The sequence below is a fragment of the Glaciibacter sp. 2TAF33 genome (assembly GCF_052114945.1).
Classification (GTDB): Bacteria; Actinomycetota; Actinomycetes; order Actinomycetales; family Microbacteriaceae; genus Cryobacterium.
The window spans coordinates 1-20,876 of record NZ_JBFRFS010000017.1 but is presented as its reverse complement, the minus strand read 5'-3'; the positions used below and the strand labels follow the sequence as shown (position 1 = coordinate 20,876).

17 protein-coding genes are annotated in these 20,876 nt (G+C 69.6%); 12 read left to right on the top strand and 5 right to left on the bottom strand.

Annotation, left to right across the window (positions count from 1 at the left end; all coding sequences use genetic code 11):
• The first annotated feature begins 91 nt into the window (after positions 1-91).
• From AB4Y94_RS16155 to AB4Y94_RS16140, 4 genes are read left to right on the top strand one after another with little or no spacing between them, the layout of a single operon-like run.
• A complete protein-coding gene (locus AB4Y94_RS16155; RefSeq protein WP_441729023.1) occupies positions 92-952 on the top strand; it encodes an ABC transporter ATP-binding protein in 861 nt (286 codons plus the stop codon).
• Positions 949-1,632, top strand: a complete 684-nt coding sequence (locus tag AB4Y94_RS16150; RefSeq protein ID WP_441729022.1) for an ABC transporter permease — start codon at positions 949-951, stop codon at positions 1,630-1,632. Before AB4Y94_RS16155 ends, AB4Y94_RS16150 begins: the two co-directional genes overlap by 4 nt.
• Positions 1,629-2,369: an ABC transporter permease gene (locus AB4Y94_RS16145; protein ID WP_441729021.1), complete on the top strand. Its 741-nt coding sequence runs from the start codon at positions 1,629-1,631 to the stop codon at positions 2,367-2,369. The genes AB4Y94_RS16150 and AB4Y94_RS16145 overlap by 4 nt, the downstream gene beginning before the upstream one ends.
• On the top strand, positions 2,369-3,298 hold the full coding sequence (locus AB4Y94_RS16140) for an ABC transporter substrate-binding protein (RefSeq protein WP_441729020.1): 930 nt from the start codon (positions 2,369-2,371) through the stop codon (positions 3,296-3,298). The genes AB4Y94_RS16145 and AB4Y94_RS16140 overlap by 1 nt, the downstream gene beginning before the upstream one ends.
• A gap of 429 nt (positions 3,299-3,727) precedes the next feature.
• On the opposite strand, the gene AB4Y94_RS16135 is transcribed toward AB4Y94_RS16140, so the two are convergent.
• Positions 3,728-4,693: a M56 family metallopeptidase gene (locus AB4Y94_RS16135; RefSeq protein WP_441729018.1), complete on the bottom strand. Its 966-nt coding sequence runs from the start codon at positions 4,691-4,693 to the stop codon at positions 3,728-3,730.
• A gap of 27 nt (positions 4,694-4,720) precedes the next feature.
• Positions 4,721-5,104: a BlaI/MecI/CopY family transcriptional regulator gene (locus AB4Y94_RS16130; RefSeq protein ID WP_441729017.1), complete on the bottom strand. Its 384-nt coding sequence runs from the start codon at positions 5,102-5,104 to the stop codon at positions 4,721-4,723.
• A gap of 90 nt (positions 5,105-5,194) precedes the next feature.
• Between AB4Y94_RS16130 and AB4Y94_RS16125 the strand changes: the two genes are divergently transcribed.
• Genes AB4Y94_RS16125 through cydC form a run of 4 tightly spaced genes read left to right on the top strand, consistent with a single transcriptional unit; the run spans position 5,195 to position 11,023 of the window.
• Entirely contained in the window at positions 5,195-6,622 is a 1,428-nt protein-coding gene (locus tag AB4Y94_RS16125; protein ID WP_441729016.1) for a cytochrome ubiquinol oxidase subunit I, read from the top strand.
• Positions 6,623-6,631: 9 nt separating this feature from the next.
• Positions 6,632-7,669, top strand: coding sequence for a cytochrome d ubiquinol oxidase subunit II (gene cydB / locus AB4Y94_RS16120; protein ID WP_441729015.1), 1,038 nt, complete (start codon positions 6,632-6,634; stop codon positions 7,667-7,669).
• Between the two features lie 2 nt (positions 7,670-7,671).
• Positions 7,672-9,360 carry a thiol reductant ABC exporter subunit CydD gene (gene cydD / locus AB4Y94_RS16115; RefSeq protein WP_441729014.1) on the top strand — a complete coding sequence of 563 codons (1,689 nt, stop codon included), beginning with the start codon at positions 7,672-7,674 and terminating at the stop codon, positions 9,358-9,360.
• Complete coding sequence (gene cydC / locus AB4Y94_RS16110) at positions 9,347-11,023, top strand: thiol reductant ABC exporter subunit CydC (protein ID WP_441729013.1); 1,677 nt, start codon at positions 9,347-9,349, stop codon at positions 11,021-11,023. Before cydD ends, cydC begins: the two co-directional genes overlap by 14 nt.
• A gap of 7 nt (positions 11,024-11,030) precedes the next feature.
• Here cydC and AB4Y94_RS16105 read toward each other — a convergent pair whose 3' ends face one another.
• Genes AB4Y94_RS16105 through AB4Y94_RS16095 form a run of 3 tightly spaced genes read right to left on the bottom strand, consistent with a single transcriptional unit; the run spans position 11,031 to position 12,943 of the window.
• Entirely contained in the window at positions 11,031-11,735 is a 705-nt protein-coding gene (locus AB4Y94_RS16105) for an alpha/beta fold hydrolase (RefSeq protein ID WP_441729012.1), read from the bottom strand.
• Between the two features lie 9 nt (positions 11,736-11,744).
• Positions 11,745-12,248, bottom strand: a complete 504-nt coding sequence (locus AB4Y94_RS16100) for a 2'-5' RNA ligase family protein (protein ID WP_441729011.1) — start codon at positions 12,246-12,248, stop codon at positions 11,745-11,747.
• Positions 12,249-12,277: 29 nt separating this feature from the next.
• Positions 12,278-12,943 carry a DedA family protein gene (locus AB4Y94_RS16095; protein ID WP_441729010.1) on the bottom strand — a complete coding sequence of 222 codons (666 nt, stop codon included), beginning with the start codon at positions 12,941-12,943 and terminating at the stop codon, positions 12,278-12,280.
• Positions 12,944-12,989: 46 nt separating this feature from the next.
• Between AB4Y94_RS16095 and AB4Y94_RS16090 the strand changes: the two genes are divergently transcribed.
• The 4 genes from AB4Y94_RS16090 to AB4Y94_RS16075 all read left to right on the top strand — a co-directional run bounded on the left by AB4Y94_RS16090 (position 12,990) and on the right by AB4Y94_RS16075 (position 20,673).
• Positions 12,990-14,447, top strand: coding sequence for an anthranilate synthase component I family protein (locus tag AB4Y94_RS16090; RefSeq protein ID WP_441729009.1), 1,458 nt, complete (start codon positions 12,990-12,992; stop codon positions 14,445-14,447).
• 82 nt (positions 14,448-14,529) lie between these two features.
• Positions 14,530-17,154 (top strand): leucine--tRNA ligase, encoded by a 2,625-nt coding sequence (gene leuS, locus AB4Y94_RS16085; RefSeq protein ID WP_441729007.1) that lies wholly within the window; start codon positions 14,530-14,532, stop codon positions 17,152-17,154.
• A gap of 115 nt (positions 17,155-17,269) precedes the next feature.
• Positions 17,270-18,049 (top strand): helix-hairpin-helix domain-containing protein, encoded by a 780-nt coding sequence (locus AB4Y94_RS16080; protein ID WP_441729005.1) that lies wholly within the window; start codon positions 17,270-17,272, stop codon positions 18,047-18,049.
• Positions 18,046-20,673 carry a ComEC/Rec2 family competence protein gene (locus AB4Y94_RS16075; RefSeq protein WP_441729003.1) on the top strand — a complete coding sequence of 876 codons (2,628 nt, stop codon included), beginning with the start codon at positions 18,046-18,048 and terminating at the stop codon, positions 20,671-20,673. The genes AB4Y94_RS16080 and AB4Y94_RS16075 overlap by 4 nt, the downstream gene beginning before the upstream one ends.
• Positions 20,674-20,876: the final 203 nt, after the last annotated feature.

Here is a 20,876-nt window from a genome sequence, read left to right as displayed (position 1 = left end):
TGCAATCCACTTTGCCTGCGGCTCCGAACAGTGATTGGGTTGTCATCTGGCACGTGTTGATCCGACCCCATTCGAGGAATGAGCCACCCCTATGATCGAGTTCCGCGAGGTCTCCAAGCAGTTCCCCGACGGTACTCTGGCGGTCGACGATTTCAGCCTGGCCCTGCCGTCCCGCAAGACCACCGTGTTCGTCGGCACCTCCGGCTCCGGCAAGACCACGCTCCTGCGGATGATCAACCGGATGGTCGACCCCAGCCGAGGCACGATCGAGATCGACGGAGTCGACATCTCGACGCTCGAACCGGTGAAGCTCCGCCGCAGCATCGGCTACGTCATGCAGAACTCGGGGCTGTTGCCGCACCGCAAGGTCATCGACAATGTGGCCACCGTGCCCCTGCTCCGCGGGGTGCCCAAACGCACCGCCAGGGCCAATGCGCTCGCGCTCCTGGACACGGTGGGCCTCGATCGGAAACTCGCCGACCGCTACCCCAGCCAGCTCTCCGGCGGCCAGCAACAGCGCGTCGGCGTGGCGCGCGGACTCGCGGTCGACCCCAACATCCTGCTGATGGACGAGCCGTTCGGCGCCGTCGACCCGATCGTGCGCGCCGAACTCCAGCAGGAACTGATCCGGTTGCAGAAGGAGCTGGACAAGACCGTCGTCTTCGTCACCCACGACATCGAAGAGGCGTTCCTACTCGGCGACCAGGTGGTGATCTTCCGCACCGGCGGACGGATCGCGCAGGTCGGCACTCCCTCCGACATCCTGGCCAACCCCGCCGATGACTTCGTCGCCAGCTTCGTCGGCGCCGAGCGCGGCAAGCGATCACTGCACCTGGAGAGCCGGGGCGGCTCGAGCATCCTGGTCGACAGCGCGGGGCGGCTCGCCGGCGTCCTGGATGAGGCACACCCCGCGGGTGCTGGCGCTTCGGCGCAGGGTGAGGTCACAGCGTGAACTGGATCTGGTCGAACCTCGACCTGATCTGGGATCGCACGGTCGATCACCTGGTCCTCAGCGTGCCGCCGATCATCCTCAGCTTCCTGATCGCCCTCCCGCTGGGCTGGCTGGCAAACCGCTACCGGTTCACCCGGGGCGTCATTCTCACCCTCGGCGGCTTGCTTTATGCCATCCCATCGCTGCCCCTGTTCATCGTGCTGCCGATCCTGGTCGGCACCAGCACGAGGTCACCGGCGAACCTGATCATCGCACTGACCCTGTACGGCATCGCGCTGATGGTGCGAGTGGTGGCGGATGCGCTGGCCTCCGTCGACCCTGACGTGCGACAATCGGCCAGCGCGGTCGGGTTCTCCGCATGGAGCGCCTTCTGGCAGGTGGACCTGCCGCTGGCCGGCCCGGTGCTGCTCGCCGGACTGCGGGTGGTCGCCGTCAGCACGGTGAGCCTCGCGACGGTGGGCGCCGTGATCGGCGTGCAGAGCCTCGGCAGCCTGTTCACCGACGGATTCCAGCGCAACATCCAGGAGGAGATCGTCACCGGGATCGTGGTCACCGTGGCGCTGGCCCTCGTCTTCGATGCGGTGCTGGTGCAACTCGGCCGCCTGCTGATGCCGTGGACCCGGCTCGGACGGGCCCAGGCTCCCGGCGCGGCAGTGCTCCGCTCGGAGGTTGCAGCATGAACTTCCTCATCGAGGCGATCAACTGGATCTTCGACCCGGCCCACTACGGTGGACCCGGCAGCATCCCCGCCCGGGTGGCGGAACACCTGCTGTTCACCTTCGTCACGTTGGTGCTGGCGTCGGTCATCGCCATCCCGTTCGGATTCTTCATCGGGCATTCCGGCCGCGGCCGAGTGGTTGCGGTGGCGACGGCCGGGGGACTGCGCGCACTGCCAACGCTCGGCCTGTTGACGCTGGTCGGCCTGTGGATCGGTATCGGCCTCGGCGCCCCGTACGTCGCGCTCACGATCCTGGCGATCCCGCCCATCCTGGCCGGGGCGTACACCGGCTTTGAAGCGATCGACCGTGCCACCGTCGACGCCGCGCGGGCGGTGGGCATGTCGGAATGGCAGATCGTCACCAAAGTCGAGATCCCGCTGGGCCTGCCGCTCCTGATCGGCGGCATCCGCTCGGCGACCCTGCAGGTGGTCGCCACCGCGACGCTCGCCGCCTACATCGCCGACTTCGGCCTCGGCCGGTACCTGTTCGAGGGCCTGAAGATCCGCGACTACGGCGAGATGCTCGGTGGATCGATCCTGGTGATCCTGCTCGCCCTCGTGCTTGAGGGCATCTTCGCGCTGGTCCAGCGCTTCGTAGTGCCACGCGGCGTCCTGGCCGGGCGCCCCGACGATGTCCGGGTGAGGTCAACCAGATCTCGCCCGGTGATGGGATCCCCCATCGAGGAAGGAAGAAAATAATGTTCGCAGCGAAAAGAGGCCGGCTCGCGCTTATCGGCGTGGTCGCGGTCGGGGCCGTCGTAGCCCTGGCAGGGTGCGCATCCGGTGACCCGCTGGGTGGCGGCGGCAGTACCGCGTCCAGCGGTTCGAAGACCCTGGTGGTCGGGTCGCAGGACTACTACTCGAACGAGATCATCGCCGAGATCTACTCCCAGGCGCTGGAGTCCAACGGTTTCACCGTTGACCGACAGTTCCGGATCGGCCAGCGCGAGGTCTACCTGCCCGACATCAAGGACGGCAAGATCGACGTGTTCCCGGAGTACACCGGAAGCCTGCTGCAGGCGCTCGACAAGAGCGCAAAGGGCGGCACCGCCGACGAGACCTACGCGGAGCTGAAGGACGCGCTGCCCGACAACCTCAGCGTGCTCGACAAAGCGGATGCCACCGACCAGAACTCCTGGACGGTCACCCAGGCGTTCGCGAAGAAGTACAACCTCACCGACATCGCCTCGCTCAAGAACGTGACCGAGCCGATCACGGTCGGCGGGAACTCCGAGCTCGAGACGCGGCCGTACGGCCCGACCGCGCTCAAGGACAAGTACGGCGTCACCATCGCCGGCTTCACGCCGGTGGAGGACAGCGGCGGACCGCTGACGGTCAAGGCGCTGGTCGACAACCAGATCCAGCTGGCAAACATCTACACCGCCGACCCCAACATCAAGTCGAACGACCTCGTCGCCCTCGACGACCCGGACGGGTTGTTCTTCCCGGACAACGTCGTGCCCGTCGTCTCGAAGAAGGTCGACGACAAGGCGGCCGGCGTGATCAACAAGGTGCAGCGTGCGCTCTCCGCCAAGGACCTCGTCGACCTGAACGCGAAGAGCGTCAACGACAAGGAATCGGCAGACAAGATCGCCGCCGCCTGGCTCAAGCAGGCCAACCTCTTCTAACCCCCACCACCCCGCGAACCCGCACTTGTTGGGGCTAAGAGGCCCTGATAACCCCAACAAGTGCGGGTTCGCGGGGGCGCCAGGCACCGATCAGGAGCAGGGACAGGGTCGGGACGGCCCGGAGCGCCAGCGCGACCGGTAAGGCCCCAGACCGGCAAGGCCCCAACGCGGGCCGGAGTCGGAGCGGGCGACGGATGCCTCGGGCGCGTTCGCCGCGCGTCACGGCGCTCAACCCGCGTCTCGCGTGGCGCCGACGGGCCGAATCGCGTGGCGCGGGTTGAACGCAGCTGCGCGCGTTGAATTCGACCCGCGTAGCGGCGTTCAACCCGCGCAGGGGAAATTGGGGTGCGCCGGGCACGGAAAGGGGTGCCTCGGGCGTGGCGTCTTGGCCGTTTGGCTGGCCGCGCTCCGGCCGCGTTCGGGTCGCGCTCAGGTGATAAGGAGCAGCACAGTGGGCAGGGCGAGTAACCCGAGCGCACCGAGCAGCAGGCCGACGCGCGCGGGCAGCGGGATGGGCGACGGATGCCCGAGCAATCGCTGCACCCGCGGCGTGACCATGTCGAAGGGGCGGTCGCCCAGGGCAGCCCGAACTGCGCCGTCGGGCGCGTCGACGTCCGGCTCGCTGGGCGGATCGAGAGGCGGCTCGCCCGCGGTTCCGACCAACACGATCGCGCGCGCCAGGGTGCGATCGTCGACGACGTGCCTGGCCTGGTCGTCGGCCAGCATCTCCACCAGCAACGCCACCGCGTTCTCGGCCCGGTTCGCGATCGGGAACCAGGGCAGGGCGCTGTGCCAGGATTTGAACGCCAGCAGCACCACATGGTGCTGTTGCCGCAGGTGCGCCGTCTCGTGCGCGATCACGCCGCGCAACTCGTCCGCGTCGAGCAGGTCGAGCATGCCGTTGGAGAGCACGGTCACCGAGCGGGCAGCCCCGGGCAGGCAGTAGGCGACCGGGGCGGCGTGGTCGATCACCCGGGTGTCCGGCCGGCCGTGCAGCGGCCGGCTGAGCAGCTCGACCAGGTTGCGGTGCCGGCGGCGTTGCCGCTCGGAGCGCACGATCGTCGCCATCAGGTTGAGCACCAGGTGCACCCCGAGCACGAACGCCGAGCTCAGCCCGAAGACGTGGTCGATGCCGGTGCCGGTCGGCAGCGGTTCGCCGAGCAGGGTGCGCGCGAGAGCGACGACCGCGGTGGGGAGGGTGCTCCCGAAGGGGATCAGCCCGTACACCAGGAGGGCGCCGATCATCGACAGCCCGCCGGTGAGGGCGATGGACTGCCAGAGCACGAGTGCGGTGCCGGGGGCTCGCGTGGGCCAATGGGCACGGGAGAGCAGGATCGGGACCGGCCAGGCCAGGGCGACCGCGACGACGAGCAGGGCCCACGCGGCGATCAACACGTCGTTACCGTTGCCGCATCCGGACGGTCAGGAGGACGTGACGGGAGCGTTGCCGAGGAGCTCACGCAGCGTCTGCGCTTCGTCGGGGCTCACGTTGCCGATGAAGCGGGCCAGCGCCGCCTCCCGGTCGGGGGAGGAGCCGAGGACCTCGTGCATCAGCTCGGCGGTGTGTTCGGCGCGGGAGGTGACCGCGCGGTACAGGTGCGGGCGGGCACCCCGGTCGCGGGAGACGAACCCCTTGTTCTCCAGCCGGGAGAGCACGGTCAGCACGGTCGTCGTGGCGAGTTCTTTCCGTCCGGTCTCCGCGCCGGCGGCGGCCAGGCGGTCGCGCAGTTCGTTGGCCGACAGCGCCCCGCTGGTGTCCCAGAGGACATCCATCAGGGATCGTTCCAGTTCGCCCAAACTTGCCATGGGGCCAGCCTATCCGAATTCCGGATTGCGTTCTACGTGTCGTAGAAGAGTAGTGTTCTACGTGACGTAGAAAACCGCACGGGAGGTACGATGAACGACTGGCTGGATCCGCTGCTGCTGTCCCGGTGGCAGTTCGGCCTGACCACGATCTACCACTTCCTGTTCGTTCCGCTGACCATCGGCCTCTCGCTCACTGTGGCACTGTTCCAGACCGCGTGGGTGCGCACCGGCCGGGCGAAGTACCTCCAGCTCACCCACTTCTTCGGCAAGATCTTCCTGATCAACTTCGCGATGGGGGTCGTCACCGGGATCGTGCAGGAGTTCCAGTTCGGCATGAACTGGTCGGACTACTCGCGCTTCGTCGGCGACGTGTTCGGGGCGCCGCTCGCGTTCGAGGGGATCGTCGCGTTCTTCCTCGAGGCCACGTTCATCGGCCTGTGGATCTTCGGCTGGGACAAGCTGCCGCAGAAGGTGCACCTCGCCACCATCTGGCTGGTCGCGATCGGCAGCACCGCCTCGGCCTACTTCATCATCGCCGCCAACGCCTTCATGCAGAACCCGGTGGCGTTCCGCATCAACGAGGCCAAGGGCCGCGCCGAACTCACCTCCATCGGCGAACTGCTGTCGAACCCGATCGCCGTCGCTGCCTTCCCGCACACGATCTTCGCCTGCTTCATGGTCTCGGCCGGCCTGATCATCTCGGTCGCCGCCTGGCACCTGTCCCGCAACCAGCACCTGGACACCATGCGGCCGGCGCTGAAGTTCGGATTGTGGATGATGGTCATCGCCGGCATCGGCACCACGCTGATGGGCGACCAGCTGAGCCTGGCCATGGTGGACGCACAGCCCATGAAGATGGCTGCGGCCGAAGCGCTGTACCACACCGCCACCGGGGCGAACGCGTCCTTCTCGATTTTCACCCTCGGCACCCCGGACGGTGTGCACGAGCTGTTCTCCATCCGCATCCCGTACCTGCTCTCGTTCCTCTCCACGCACAGTTTGGACGGCACCGTCGAGGGCATCAACGACCTGCAGGCGCAGTACGTGCAGCTGTACGGGCCCGGCGACTACACGCCGATCATCTGGGTCACCTATTGGTCGTTCCGCTGGATGATCGCCCTCGGCATCCTGCACATCATGGTCGCCGTTGTCGGCCTGTGGCTGACCCGCAAGGGACGGATGCCCCGCAACACGTGGGTCTGGAAGGCCGCGATCTGGTCCTTCCCGCTGTCGCTGGCCGCGATGATCGTCGGTTGGGTGTTCACCGAGATGGGCCGGCAGCCGTGGCTGGTGTTCGGGCTGCTGAAGACCGAAGACGGCGTCTCGCCCGGGGTCAGCGGCGTGGAGGTTCTGATCTCCCTTATCGCCTTCACCCTCATCTACGGCAGCCTCGCCGTGGTGGAGTTCCGCCTGATCCTGGGGGCCGTGAAGAAGGGACCGGATGCCCCGCCGCCGGCCAACACGGCTGGGTCGAATCAACGCGGCGGCGAAATCCAACACCAGGTCACGGTCTACTAGGAGGACATGATGGATCTCAACACGCTGTGGTTCTGGATCATCGCCGCGCTCTTCATCGGCTACTTCGTGCTCGACGGTTTCGACTTCGGTGTGGGCATGAGCCTGCCGTTCCTCGGCAAGGACGACGTGGACCGGCGGGTGCTGATCAACACGATCGGTCCGGTCTGGGACCTCAATGAGACCTGGGTGATCGTGGCCGGGGCGAGCCTGTTCGCGGCGTTCCCGGAGTGGTACGCCACCATGTTCAGCGGCTTCTACCTCGCCCTGCTGCTCATCCTTCTGGCCCTGATCCTGCGCGGAGTGTCATTCGAGTACCGGCACCAGCGGCCGGGCGCCAGATGGAAGGCCGGATTCGACCGGATGATCGTCATCGGCTCGGCGGTGCCCGCGTTCCTGTGGGGGGTCGCCTTCGCGAACGTCGCGCAGGGTGTCGCGCTGGACGCGAACCACGATTACACCGGCACCCTGTTCGACCTGCTGAACCCGTACGCGCTGCTGGGCGGCCTCACCACCCTGCTGCTGTTCTTCACCCACGGCGTCGTCTTCGTCTCCCTGAAAACCGCCGGGGACATCCGCCGGCGGGCTCGCCGGCTGGCCACCCGGAGCGGCGTCGTGACCATCGTGGTCGCCGCGGGGTTCCTGGCCTGGACGACCCTCGCCTACGGCTCAGTCGCCACCGGTGTGCTCGCCGGGGGTGCAGCCGTTGCCCTGGTGCTGTCCTTCCTCGCCAACCTGCGCGGAGCCGAGGGCTGGGCGTTCACGTTCATGGCTGCCACCATCGGGCTGGCGGTCCTCGCGCTGTTCGCGTCGCTGTTCCCCGATGTGATGCCGGCCAGCAACAACCCGGCAAACAGCCTGACCATCGAGAACGCGTCGTCGACCCCGTACACGCTCGAGGTGATGAGCTGGACCGCCCTGTTCGCGATGCCGGTGATCCTGCTCTACCAGGGCTGGACATACTGGGTCTTCCGGAAACGCGTGACCCGCCGCCACATCGACGGTGCAGCGGATGCCGCCGGGACCGCGCTCGAACCGGCGGCGGGCTGACCGTGAAACCACTCGATCCGCGGCTCCTGCGCCACGCCAGGGCGGCGCGCCGGTTCCTGGCGGCCGGTGCGGCGATCGGACTGGCCCAGACCCTGGTGGTGATCGCATTCTCCTGGCTGCTGAGCCAGGGGATCGTGCTGGCCATCGGAGGGCATCCGCTGCCGGAGCTGGCCGGGACCGTCGGTGCGCTGGCCGGTGCGGTGATCGCCCGGGCGGCCCTGTCGTGGCTGCAGGAGCTCAACGCGGCGCGGGGGGCCGCGCACGTCAAGAGCCAGTTGCGCGCCGCGGTGCTGGCCGCATTGGCCGCCAGGGGGCCGGACTGGACCGCCGGGCACAACCGGGCCCGGCTCACCACCACCGTCACCTCCGGCCTCGACGCGCTCGACACCTACTTCGCCCGTTATCTGCCGCAATTGCTGCTGACCGTGATCGCCACACCGGTCCTCATCCTCGTGATGACCAGCCAGGACCTGCCCAGCGGGATCACGGTGATCCTGGCGCTGCCGCTGATCCCGGTGTTCATGGTGCTGATCGGCTGGGCCACCCGCGCCGCGCAGCAGCGACAGTGGGATGCGCTGCAACGGCTCGGCGCCGGCTTCCTCGACGTCGTCGGCGGACTGGCCACCCTCAAGATCTTCGGCCGGGAGCGGCGCCAGCCGGAACGGCTGCGCGCCATCACGGACGAGTACCGGACCCGCACCATGAGCGTGCTCAGGGTCTCCTTCCTCAGCGGCTTCGTGCTGGAATTCGCGGCCAGCCTGTCGGTGGCTGTGGTCGCCGTGTCGATCGGACTGCGCCTGGTCGACGGCAGCCTGGGGTTCGCCACCGGGCTGTTCGTGCTGCTGCTCGCCCCCGAGGTGTTCCTGCCGGTGCGCCAGGTCGGTGCGCAGTTCCACGCTGCCGCGGACGGCGTCGCCGCCGCCGATGAGGTGTTCGGGATCCTCGACGATTCACCGGGCGGCCCGTCCTTCGATGGTCGGGCTCGTCGAGGCCACGCACTCCCTGCCTCGACAAGCTCGACGGTTTCGACAGGCTCGACCGAGCGCGGGGTGCTGAGGCTCGAGGGCGTCGCCGTGCCGACGACGGATGCCGGGGCGCCGCGACTGCCGGCCGTGAGCGCGAGCTGGCGCCCCGGCGATGTGGTCGCGGTGTCCGGACCGAGCGGCGCGGGCAAGTCGACGCTCCTGGGCGCCCTGGCCGGATTCCTCCGGTTCGACGGAAGGATCATCCTCGACGGCCGCGATGTCACCGGCGGGCCGCGCGACTGGCTGGCCTGGTCCGGGCAGCGCCCCGGACTGCTGTCGGGAACGATCGCTGACAATGTGGCGCTCGGCGACGCATCCGTCGACCCGCTTCTGCTTGAGCGCGCGCTGAGCCTGGCCGGTGCGGGCGAACTCGACCCGGCGACCGCGCTCGGGGTCGGCGGCGCCGGCTTGTCGGGCGGCCAGGCCCAGCGCGTCGCGGTCGCCAGGGCGGTCTATCGGTCACTGGTCCATGGCTGCCCGGTGATCGCGCTCGACGAACCGTCCGCGGCGCTCGACGGATCCACGGAGGCGGCACTGGTCGGCGGCCTCCGCACCCTCGCCGACGAGGGCCGGATCGTGGTCGTGGTCAGCCACCGCACGGCGGTGCTCGCCGCTGCAACGCGGATCCTACGGGTGGGGGAGGTGCTCGCGGATGTCCCGGCCTGACACCCCGCAGATCCTGCGGCTCGCCCAGCCCCCGGTCCGCCGGTTCGCGCCTGGGCTCGCCGCCGGACTGCTCTCAGCGATGTCCACTGTGGCGCTGCTCGCGGCCTCGGCCTGGCTGATCGCCCGCGCGGCAGAGCAGCCGCCGGTGATGTTCCTGTCGATGGCGGTCGTCGCGGTGCGGGCGTTCGCGCTCGCCCGGGCCGCCTTTCGTTACCTCGAGCGGTTGGCCAGCCACGATGCCGCGTTCCGTCAGCTCGCGGAGCTCCGGCAAGGCGTGTTCCGGCGCATCCTGCCGCTGGCGCCGGCCGGCCTCGGCAGCACGGGCAGGGGAGAGCTGCTCACCCGGCTGGTGCGCGACGTCGACGACCTGCAGGACCTGCCGCTGCGGGTCGTCCAGCCGCTGGTGACCGCGGTTTCGGTCGCGGTGCTGAGCGTCGCCGCCGTCTGGCTGGTACTGCCGGCGGCCGCGGTGACCCTCGCGATCTGCCTGGTCATCGCCGTCGTCGGCGGGTCGCTCAGCTCCGGTGCGCTGGCGGCACGCAGCGAGCGGATGCTGGCACCGTTGCGCGGGCAGCTCGCGGACCGGGTGTTCGAGACCGTGCAGAGCCTCGACGTCCTCATCGCCTTCGGCGCCCTCGAGCGGCGGCTGGGGGAGCTGCGGGAGGTCGACGACCGGCTGCGCCGGGCGACCCTGCGCCGATCACTCGGGACCGGGGTGCACACCGCCGTGACCGCGCTGTTCGCCGGGGCGGCCACCGTCGCCGCGCTGGGGGTCGGCATCCCGGCGCTCGGTGCCGATGGTGCCGGCGCCGGCGTTCTCACCGGGTTGTCCGGGCCGGCCCTCGCCGTGATCGTGCTGGTTCCGATGGCGGTGTTCGAGGTCGTCGGCGCGATTCCGGCGGCCCTGGCCGCCTGGCGGCAGGTGCGCTCGAGCGCCGAGCGGGTGGCGACAGCAGTGCCGGACGCCGTTCCGGCGGAAATCCCGGTGGACCCGGTGGTCGAGCCTGTCGAGACCCTGTTCCCGGTGGTCGAGCTCTCCAACCTCTCCGCCACCTGGCCGGGCGCGGGCACCCCCGCGGTGTCCGCGGTCACCCTGCGACTCGCCCCCGGCGACCGGGTGCATCTGTCGGGCGGAAGCGGCACCGGCAAGACCACCCTCGCCTACGCGCTGGTGCGCTTCCTCGAGTACGGCGGCTCATACCGGATCGGGGGGCGAGAGGCGCGCGACCTGCCGCAGGACGCGGTGCGACGCACGGTCGGACTGTGCGAGCAGGACCCATGGTTGTTCGACAACAGCATCCGCCAGAACCTGCTGTTCGCCCGCGAGGACGCGACGGATGCCGACCTCACCGCGGTGCTCGGCCGCGTCGGTCTCGCCGACTGGGTGGCGGCTCGCGGCGGCCTTGACGCGCAGGTCGGTGAACGCGGCGGGCTGGTCTCCGGAGGGCAGGCGCAGCGGATCGCGCTGGCGCGGGCGCTGCTCGCCGATTTCCCGGTGCTGGTCGTCGACGAGCCGACCGCGAACGTGGACCCCCAGCAGGGTGAGGCGCTGGTGCGCGACATCCTCGCCGCGGCGGCCGACGCGGACAGGGCGGTGCTGCTGATCTCGCACACGCCGGTGCCGCCGGAGCTGATCACCGGCCGGCTGAGCCTGGGGGGCTGACGCCGGGCTACCGGGTGCGCTCGACCGCGGCGAGGATCGCGTCGCCCAGCTCCGCCGGTTTCGTGAACTGCGGCCAGTGCCCCGTCGGCAGGTCCACGTACTCCACGTCGTGGAGGCGTGCCAGCTCCGCCGCGTACGGCTGGCCTTCTGCGATCCAGCTGAGCAGCTGGGACGCCGGGTACTCACACGCGATCACCGTCGATGGGACGCCCAGGCGGCGCTCATCGTGGAGGTGCAGCTTCCCGTAGGCCACGTCGCGTGGTTCAGGCAAGGCGTGGGCGCGGAGTTCGGCGCGCAGCTCGTCGTCCAGGTCGGTGAGGTCGGCATCGTCGAATTCCTCCCACGGCGGCATCGGCAGGTCGGCGCCGTCCGGCGGTTGCCCGCCGAAGACCGAGTCGCCCTCGCCGGCCGGAACACAGTCCACATACACCATGCGTTCGACCCAGTCGGGGCGCGCGTCGAGCGCCCCGTAGATGATGGCCCCGCCGCCCGAATGCCCGACCAGGACCACCCGCTCGTCGATGGCGTCGATCGCCTTCACCACCGCGTCGACATGGTCCTGCAGGCCGATGCCGGCCCGCGGGGCGTCGGCGTCCTCCAGCCCGGGCAGGGTCAGCGGATGCACCCGGTGCCCCGCGGCCCGCAGCGATGGCGTGGTCTTCGCCCACGACGAGGCCTGAAGCCAGAATCCGGGAACCAGGATGATGTCCATGCGGTGACCTTACGCCGCGCCCTCGGCGCCCGGCAACGCTCCGAGCGGCAGGGTGGAGAGAACCATCCGTCCCCCCGGAGCCGACCGCGGCGCCATGTCGACCAGGGCCACCTGGTTGAGGGAGAGCTCGTCGCCGTCGTGGATCCGGGCGTGGTGCTTGACGGTGACGTGGGCCCGGAAGGCGCGGCCGGTGAACGCCGATTCGTCCGGGTCGGTGGCGAACGGCCGGATGGCATTCACCAGGGTCCGGTGCAGCCGGGTCACTGCCGGGTTCTCGGCCAGCACGGTCACCGGGATGTTCTCCCGGCGCCCGAACATCTCCAGCGGCCCGGCCACGGCGGTCAGCGCTGGCTGGTGGTGGATCGTGCGGGCGATGGCGTCGGTGATCTCGGAGGCGGCGGCATCCGTTGAAAAAGGCGCCAGCACCGTGACATGCAGCGGCCAGTGCGTCACGAGAAAGCTCTCGCCGGTGCGAAGCGGCGCGAGCGGCAGCACGACGACGAATCGGGACATGCGCCGAGTCTAACCAGCCGGGTCCAATCTCAATCGGCCCGGACCTCTGGCGGGTCCTCCTGCTCCATGTGCTTGGCCTCCCGCCGGGCCAGCCACTTCTTCACCACGAGCACGAGCACGAGGAACAGGGCGATCACGCCGACGAACACGTACCCGGCGAAGTGCAACTGCTGCGAGAGTTCGCGGTACCCGCCCGCAGCGGCCGAACCCACGCTGACGTAGGCGACCGCCCAGATCACGCAGGCCGGAACGGTCCACCTCATGAACCGGCGATAGCGCATCGCGCTCATGCCCACGGTGAGCGGGATCAGCGAGTGCAACACCGGGATGAACCGGGACAGGAATACCGCGATGCCGCCCCGTCTGCGCAGATAGTTCTCGGCGCGCACCCATTGGCGTTCGCCGATCCAGCGGCCCAGGCGGCTCCGCCGGATGAGAGGGCCGAAGTAGTGCCCCAGGGCGAAGCCGATGCTCTCACCCGCCAGCGCGCCCGCGATGACGGTGAGCACGAGGGCAACGTATTGCACCGGGTTCTCCACTGCGGTGCTGGCGACGATGACAATGGTGTCACCGGGAACGATGAGGCCCACCAGCACCGAGGTCTCCAGCAGGATGCCGAGCCCGGCGAGTGCCGTGCGAACGATGGGATCCACACTCGAGACAGTCTCGAGGATCCAGTTGAGGATGTCGTTCACAGGGCACAGCCTAAGCGCTGGATCCCGCGCGGCCTAGGCTGTCCCTGTGCCCTCGCGATTCCGATGTATTCCGCTGACGGAATGGTGGGACCCGGCGTACCTGTTCGATACCCTCTACCGCGACAGCAGCCACGCGTTCTGGCTGGACGCCGGTGTCGACGCCGACTCGGGTGCCAGCTACCTCGGCGCCGGCACCGATCGGTCCCGGTTCCTCACGGCGTCGGTGGCACACGGCACGGTCACCGTATCGGAGCCAGGGAACAGGGGCGCCGAGACCGTGGCCGGCACGATCTTCGACGTTCTCGATGACGATCTCCGGGCATCCGCCGTCCCGGACGATACCAGCGCGGAGGACGGCGAAACCGGCTTCCGGCTGGGCTGGGTGGGGTGGCTCGGCTACGAACTCGGCGCGCAGACCGTTGGCACCCCGTCGCATCCGTCGCGCTACCCCGACGCTGCCCTCCTGCACGTTGATCGCGCCATCCGCGTTGATCACGCGGCACACACCGTGTCACTCCTCGCGCTGGAGTCCAGCGACGACCAGGGTGAGGTCGCGGAGTGGGCCGCATCGGTCGAGCGGATGCTCCGGGCCGGTCCTGCGCGCACCTCGCCGTCCCCGTCACCGCTCCATGTCCCTCCAGCCACTGTGTCCTGGCGTCACCCAGGCGCGCACTACGCGGACCTGGTCCGGCGCTGCCAGGAGTACATCGGGCGCGGCGATGCCTATCAGGTCTGCCTGACCAACGAGATCAGGGTTGCGTTCGCGGGTGGCGCCCACCCGCATCCGCTCGACGCGTACCTGGCGCTCCGCAACGGGAGCCCCAGCCACCACGGCGGGCTGCTGCGCTTCGGCGACCACTCGCTGCTCAGCGCCTCGCCGGAGCAGTTCGTCGTGGTCACCCCTGGACGCCGGATCGTCACCAAGCCGATCAAGGGCACGCGGCCGCGGTCGAGCGACCCGGCGCGCGATGAGCAACTCCGGGCCGAACTGGTCGGCAGTGATAAGGAACGCGCCGAGAACCTGATGATCGTCGACCTGATGCGCAATGACCTCGGCCGGATCGCCATCCCCGGCACGGTGGCAGTCACCAGCCTGCTCGCGGTGGAGAGCTACCGTCACGTGCACCAGTTGGTGAGCACGATCCAGGCGCAACTGGCCGAGGGCACCAGCCCGGTGCGGGCCATCGCCGCGTGTTTCCCGGCGGGGTCGATGACGGGAGCGCCGAAAATGAGCGCCATGACCATCCTGGACGGGCTGGAAGACGGACCCCGGGGCGTCTACTCGGGCGCATTCGGTTACCTCGGACGGGACGGCGCTGTCGACCTGGCCATGGTCATCCGCAGCATCGTCCTCGGGCCTGACGGGGCGAGCATCGGCACCGGCGGGGGCATCACGGCGCTCTCCGACCCGCTCGACGAGGTCGAGGAGACCCGGCTGAAGGCTGCCGCGCTCCTGGCGGCGCTCGACCCATCGGCCGAAAATCCGGCGGCCGGAAAGCTTTAGTACCCTAGAAGTCTGGACGGCGCCATTCGGTGCCCGCCTCGAGCAGAGACGCTCTCCCGACACCACACCGAATGAGAGTCACGTGGCACACGAGCACGACAGCACACCGACCGCAACCACGGGCGACGCCTCTGTTACCGACACCACCGCGGGCGACGCGGAGGTCTACGATTTCGCGTCCATGCAGGCCAAGTGGCAGCCGATCTGGGAGGACCTGCGCCCGTTCGCGACCGGCGACCCCGACGACGCCCGGCCGCGCAAGTACATCCTCGACATGTTCCCGTACCCGTCCGGCGACCTGCACATGGGCCACGCCGAGGTGTACGCGCTGGGCGACATCGTCGCCCGTTACTGGCGCCACCAGGGTTTCAACGTGCTGCACCCGATCGGGTGGGACTCCTTCGGCCTGCCCGCCGAGAACGCCGCCATCAAGCGCGGCATCGACCCGCGCGGCTGGACCTACGACAACATCGCGCAGCAGAAGAAGAGCATGAAGCTCTACGCGGCCTCCTTCGACTGGGACCGCGAACTGCACACCAGCGACCCCGAGTACTACAAGTGGAACCAGTGGCTGTTCCTGCAGATGTACAAGAAGGGCCTGGCCTACCGCAAGGACAGCTGGGTCAACTGGGACCCGGTGGACCAGACGGTGCTGGCCAACGAGCAGGTGCTCGCCGACGGCACCAGCGACCGCAGCGGCGCCGTCGTGGTCAAGAAGAAGCTCACCCAGTGGTACTTCAAGATCACCGATTACGCCGACCGCCTGCTCGACGACCTGAACCAGCTCGAGGGCCGCTGGCCGGCCAAGGTGCTGAACATGCAGCGCAACTGGATCGGCCGCTCGATCGGCGCCGACGTCGACTTCGTGATCGAGGGCCGTGAGGAACCGGTCACCGTGTTCACCACCCGCCCGGACACCCTGCACGGCGCCACCTTCATGGTCGTCGCCCCCGACGCCGACCTGGCCGCCGAGCTCGTCGCCGACGTCGCGCCGGAGATCAAGGACGCCTTCCAGACCTACCTGGTGCAGGTGCAGAAGAGCACCGAAATGGAACGCCAGACCACCGACCGTGAGAAGACCGGCGTCTTCCTCGGCCGCTACGCCGTCAACCCGGTCAACGGGGAGCGCCTCCCGATCTGGGCGGCCGACTACGTGCTGGCCGACTACGGCCATGGCGCCGTGATGGCCGTCCCCGCGCACGACCAGCGCGACCTCGACTTCGCCCGCGCCTTCGACCTGCCCGTGCGCGTCGTCGTCGACACCACTGCTCCGGTGACGGGGACCGTTCCGGTGATAACGGATGCGATGATCGACGGTTCCGACGACCTCCCGCCGGTCGACAGCGCGGAACTCGACCCCGCATCCACCGGCATCGCGCTGGCCGGGGAAGGCCGCCTGGTCAACTCCGGCGCGCTCAACGGGCTGAGCAAGAGCACCGCGATCAAGCGCATCACCGAGCAACTGGAAGCGGCCGGCACCGGCCGGGCCGCCAAGAACTACCGGCTCCGGGACTGGCTGATCTCCCGCCAGCGCTACTGGGGCACGCCGATCCCGATCATCCACGGCGAGGACGGCAGCGAGATCCCGGTGCCCGAGGACCAGCTGCCGGTGCTGCTGCCGCCCACCGAGGGCCTCGACCTCAAGCCCAAGGGCACCTCGCCGCTCGGCGGGGCCACCGACTGGGTGAACGTCGCCAACCCGGTCGACGGCACCCCGGCGCGCCGCGACGCCGACACCATGGACACGTTCGTCGACAGTTCCTGGTACTTCCTGCGGTTCCTGAACCCGACCGACGACACCCAGGCGTTCGACCCGAAGGAAGCCGAGAAGTGGGCTCCGGTCGACCAGTACGTGGGCGGAGTCGAGCACGCCATCCTCCACCTGCTCTACGCGCGGTTCATCACCAAGGTCCTGTTCGACCTGGGCTATGTGACGTTCACTGAGCCGTTCACCGCACTGCTCAACCAGGGCATGGTGATCCTGGACGGCGCCAAGATGTCCAAGAGCAAGGGCAACCTGGTCTACTTCACCGAGGAGGTCGACCGGCACGGCGTCGACGCGGTGCGCCTCACGATGGCGTTCGCCGGACCGCCAGAGGACGACATCGACTGGGCAGACGTGTCACCGGTTGGTTCGGCCAAGTTCCTGGCCCGCGCCTGGCGGGTCGCCAGGGATGTCACGAGCAGCCCTGACGTGGACTGGTCGACCGGCGACATCGGCCTCCGCCGGATCACGCACCGGTTCCTCGCCGACGCCCCGGCGCTGACCGAGTCGTTCAAGTTCAACGTGGTCGTTGCCCGCCTGATGGAACTGGTGAACGCCACCCGCAAGGTGATCGACACCGGTGCCGGCCCAGCGGATGCCGCAGTGCGTGAAGCCGCGGAAACCACGGCCCTGGCGCTCAACCTGTTCGCCCCGTACACGGCGGAGGACATGTGGGCGCGACTGGGCTACGAACCCACCGTCGCCCTGGTGCCGTGGCGGAAGCCGGACCAGACGCTGCTGGTCGAGGAGTCGGTCACCGCCGTCGTCCAGGTCGACGGCAAGGTGCGCGACCGCTTGGACATCTCACCGAAGATCGCCGCGGACGACCTCGAGAAGCTCGCCCGGTCGTCGGCCGCCGTCATCCGCTCGATCGGGGACCGGGAAATCGTCAACGTGATCGTGCGGGCGCCGCGCCTGGTCAGCTTCGTCACCAAGGCGTAGCGTCCCGCGTCACGCGGATTCGTCGGCTCCCTCACAGCCGAGTGGTTGCACAGGTTGTCCACCGATCGCACTGGACCGCGCCCATCCGGCGTCTGATCCTGCCTAGCCTGCTGGGATGGAGGCGCCGGAGGACGTACTGGCGCGGCTCGATCCCGCCGCGCGGCTGACGCCTGCCGGTGCTCCGGGTGGCCGGCCGCGGCTCCGACTCGGTGTCGGTGCCGCGGTCGTGCTGCTGATCCTGGCGCTGGTCACGGCGGTCATCGTCTCCGCCGTCGGGCAACAGGCCGGGCGACAGGTCATCGCTCCGGCCGCTGCCGCAACGGATGCCGCAACGGATGCCGCAACGATCGGCCCGGGGTTCGGCGGCGCCGACCCGGGCGCGGCCGGTAACCCTGGAGCGTCCGCCGACGCCACGAATGCCGCCGGTGCGATCATCTTCGTCCACGTGCTTGGTGCGGTGCGCCGGGGCGGTCTGTTCGAACTCCGCGAGGGGGCCCGGGTGATGGACGCCGTGGCCGCGGCCGGAGGCCTCAGCGAGACGGCGGACCCCGCAGGCGTCAACCTGGCCAGGCTGGTTGCAGACGGCGAGCAGCTCTATGTGCCCGCACTCGGCGAGGCCCAGCCGGGTGCCCCTCCGGGGGCCGCGCCGGGTGTGCCGGGCGGCGGGACGGGCGGCGCAGCCGGTAGAGGTGCGGCGGAGATCGCGAAGGTCAACCTCAATTCTGCCGCGGCGGCTGAGCTGGAATTGCTGCCGAGGATCGGTCCGGCGATGGCGCAACGGATCATCGACTACCGCGAGGCCAACGGCAGGTTCACCAGCGTCCAGGAATTGCGGAATGTGACCGGCATCGGCGAGAAGACGTTCGACGGCCTGAAAGACCTGGTTACGGTGTGAGCGGCGCCGCACCCGACCTGCGCCTGGCGCTGCCAGCCCTGGCGGCGTGGGGGAGCGCCGGGATTCTGATCGGTGTGCCGGCAGCGGCGGTGCCGACGACCGTCGCGCTGTGGCCGGCAGCCGCGGCGCTTCTCGCGTTCGCGGTGTTGCGCGATCGACGGCGCACTGACCACCGTGTGCGTCACCGTCGCGCCGGGGCCGGCCTGGCCGCCGTCTGCCTCGCCGCGGCGGCCCTCGCGGCGACCATGGTCGTCGTCGCCGAGTCGCATCGCTTCCCGCCGGTCGTCCGGGAGGCGGCCGAGGCGCGGACCACAGTGACGGTGTTGCTCAGCGTGGGCCAGACACCGGTGTCGGCCGCCTCCTTCGGGTCGTCCTCGTTCGGATCGTCGAACCGGCTGCGGTATCGAGCCACGGTCACGGCGCTGGGGCCGGAGGGCAGCGGCAGGGCAGTGACGGGCATGTCGGTCCCCGTCATCGTCTATAGCGAGGCGCCGCCCGGCGGCTCCGGCGACTCCGGTGGTTCCGGTGGTTCCGGGGTCTTACGCGGCGGGGCAACTGCCGGTTCACGGGCGTACCTCGCCATCGGTTCCGTGCTCAGAATCAGCGGCACCCTCCGGGCGGCTGTCCCTGGCGACGCTGCGGCGGCGCAATTCTTCGGGCAGTCCGCTCCCGAACTCGTCGAGCCTCCTCCCTGGTGGCTGGGCTGGGCGGCGAACCTGCGCGGCCAATTCGCCGTTGCGGCATCCGCTCTGCCCGGAGCCGGAGGTGACCTGTTGCCGGGCCTGGCGATCGGGGACACGGCCGCGGTCGACAGCGACCTCGATTCCGCGATGAAGCTGAGTTCGCTCAGTCATCTGACCGCGGTGTCCGGCGCGAACTGCGCCATCGTGATCGCCGCCGTGATGCTGCTCGGCGGGCGCCTCCGGCTGCGGAGAGGGGTGCGGATCGCCGTCTCCCTGGGGGTGCTGGCCGGTTTCGTCGTGCTCGTGACGCCGGACCCGAGCGTCCTTCGCGCGGCAGTGATGGCGGTCATCGTGATGCTCTCGTTCGGGGCCGGCCGCCCGGGCCGCGGAGTGCCGGCTCTCTCCCTCGCCGTCCTGGTGCTGCTCGTGACCGACCCCTGGCTCGCGCGCAACTACGGATTCGCGCTGTCGGTGCTCGCGACCGCTGGCCTGCTGCTGCTGGCCGGCCCGCTCGGGCGCACGCTCGCGCGATGGATGCCGGCCTGGCTGGCGCTGGTCATCGCCATCCCGCTGGCAGCCCAGCTGGCGTGCCAGCCGGTGCTGCTGCTGCTCAACCCGTCGCTTCCGCTCTACGGGGTCCCGGCGAACCTGCTGGCAGCGCCGGCCGCCCCGGTGGCGACCATTGTCGGTCTGGTCGGCTGCTTGTTGTTGCCGTGGTTGCCCGGCGTGGCTGCCGGATGCCTCCAACTGGCGTGGCTGCCGTCCGCCTGGATCGCCATGGTCGCCACGGCGTGCGCCGATCTGCCCGGCAGTCAGCTGCCGTGGCTGTCCGGCGGCGTCGGAGTCCTCGGTCTCGTGGTTCTCACCGCTGCGGCCCTTGCCCTGCTGCTGCCCGGATGGTCTCGACCCGGCGATTCGAGCGCCGTGGCCGCGAACTCCGGCGCCGGCGCTGGTGCGGGTGCCGGTGCCCGTGCGGATGCCGGTGCCCGTGCGGATGCCGGTGCTGCGCGCCGCGTGATCCGGCGGCCGCGCCGCGAGGGCTCGGGTGCCGTTCCTTCGCCGCGCGCGATCGCGCGGCTCGCTGCCGCCGTGTTGCTGATCGGCTTCACCGGCGCTTACGCCGGGACGCTGGTCGGCGCGGGACTCGGCCGGGCGCTCAGCTTTCCCGCCGATTGGCAGATCGCCGCCTGTGACATCGGCCAGGGTGATGCCGTCGTGGTGCGCGACGGGGACCTGCACGCCCTCGTCGATGTTGGTCCGGACCCGAAGCCGTTGGCCGCCTGCCTGCGGACCCTCGGCATCACCCGGATCGACCTGCTCGTGCTCACCCACTACGACATGGACCATATCGGAGGGATCGACGCGGTCATCGGGGTGGTCGACACCGCCCTGGTCGGCCACCCGGAGAACGCCCAGGACCAGCGCCTCCACGACCGCCTCACGGCGGGCGGCGCCCGCGTGCGGCTGGCATACGCGGGCGATAACGGCACCCTCGGGGCGTTGCGATGGGACATCCTCTGGCCGGTACGGGGATGGACGGTGATGCAGGTCGGGAATCCGGGCAGCGTGACGATCGGGTTCGACGGCCGGGGCATCAGTTCCCTGTTCCTCGGGGACCTCGGCGAAGAGGCGCAGAACGCCATGCTGGGCGTGTCCCACCCACGGTCGGTGGACGTAGTCAAGGTAGCCCACCACGGGTCGGCCGACCAGAGTGCGCAACTGTACCAGCGACTCCACGCCAGCGTCGGCCTGATCTCGGTCGGTGTGGACAACGGCTATGGCCACCCCACCGGGCGGTTGCTCGGCATCCTTGCTGCGGCGGGCACCGCGGCGCTTGGCACCGACCGGGGCGGGATGACGGTGGTCGCTCCGGCGCCCCGCGGGCGCGGCGCGCTCACGGTTTGGTCGGAGAAGGCACCCCGGGTCGGCGGCTACGGCTGAGGTGGACGCAGCCTGCAAACAATGGCCTTCGGATCGGAGAACAATGTCTCCAGATCAGAATTGTGCTGCTTGGTCGAGCGGATCGGGTGGCGCGCTGGTCGCCTCTGGTGTGGCTCGCGGTGGCGGCGGGTGGGGCATGGTGGTGGCCGGGTAGGTGGTGTAGGTCTTCCCGGTCGGGGAGGTCCAGTCGAGGATCCCGTCGC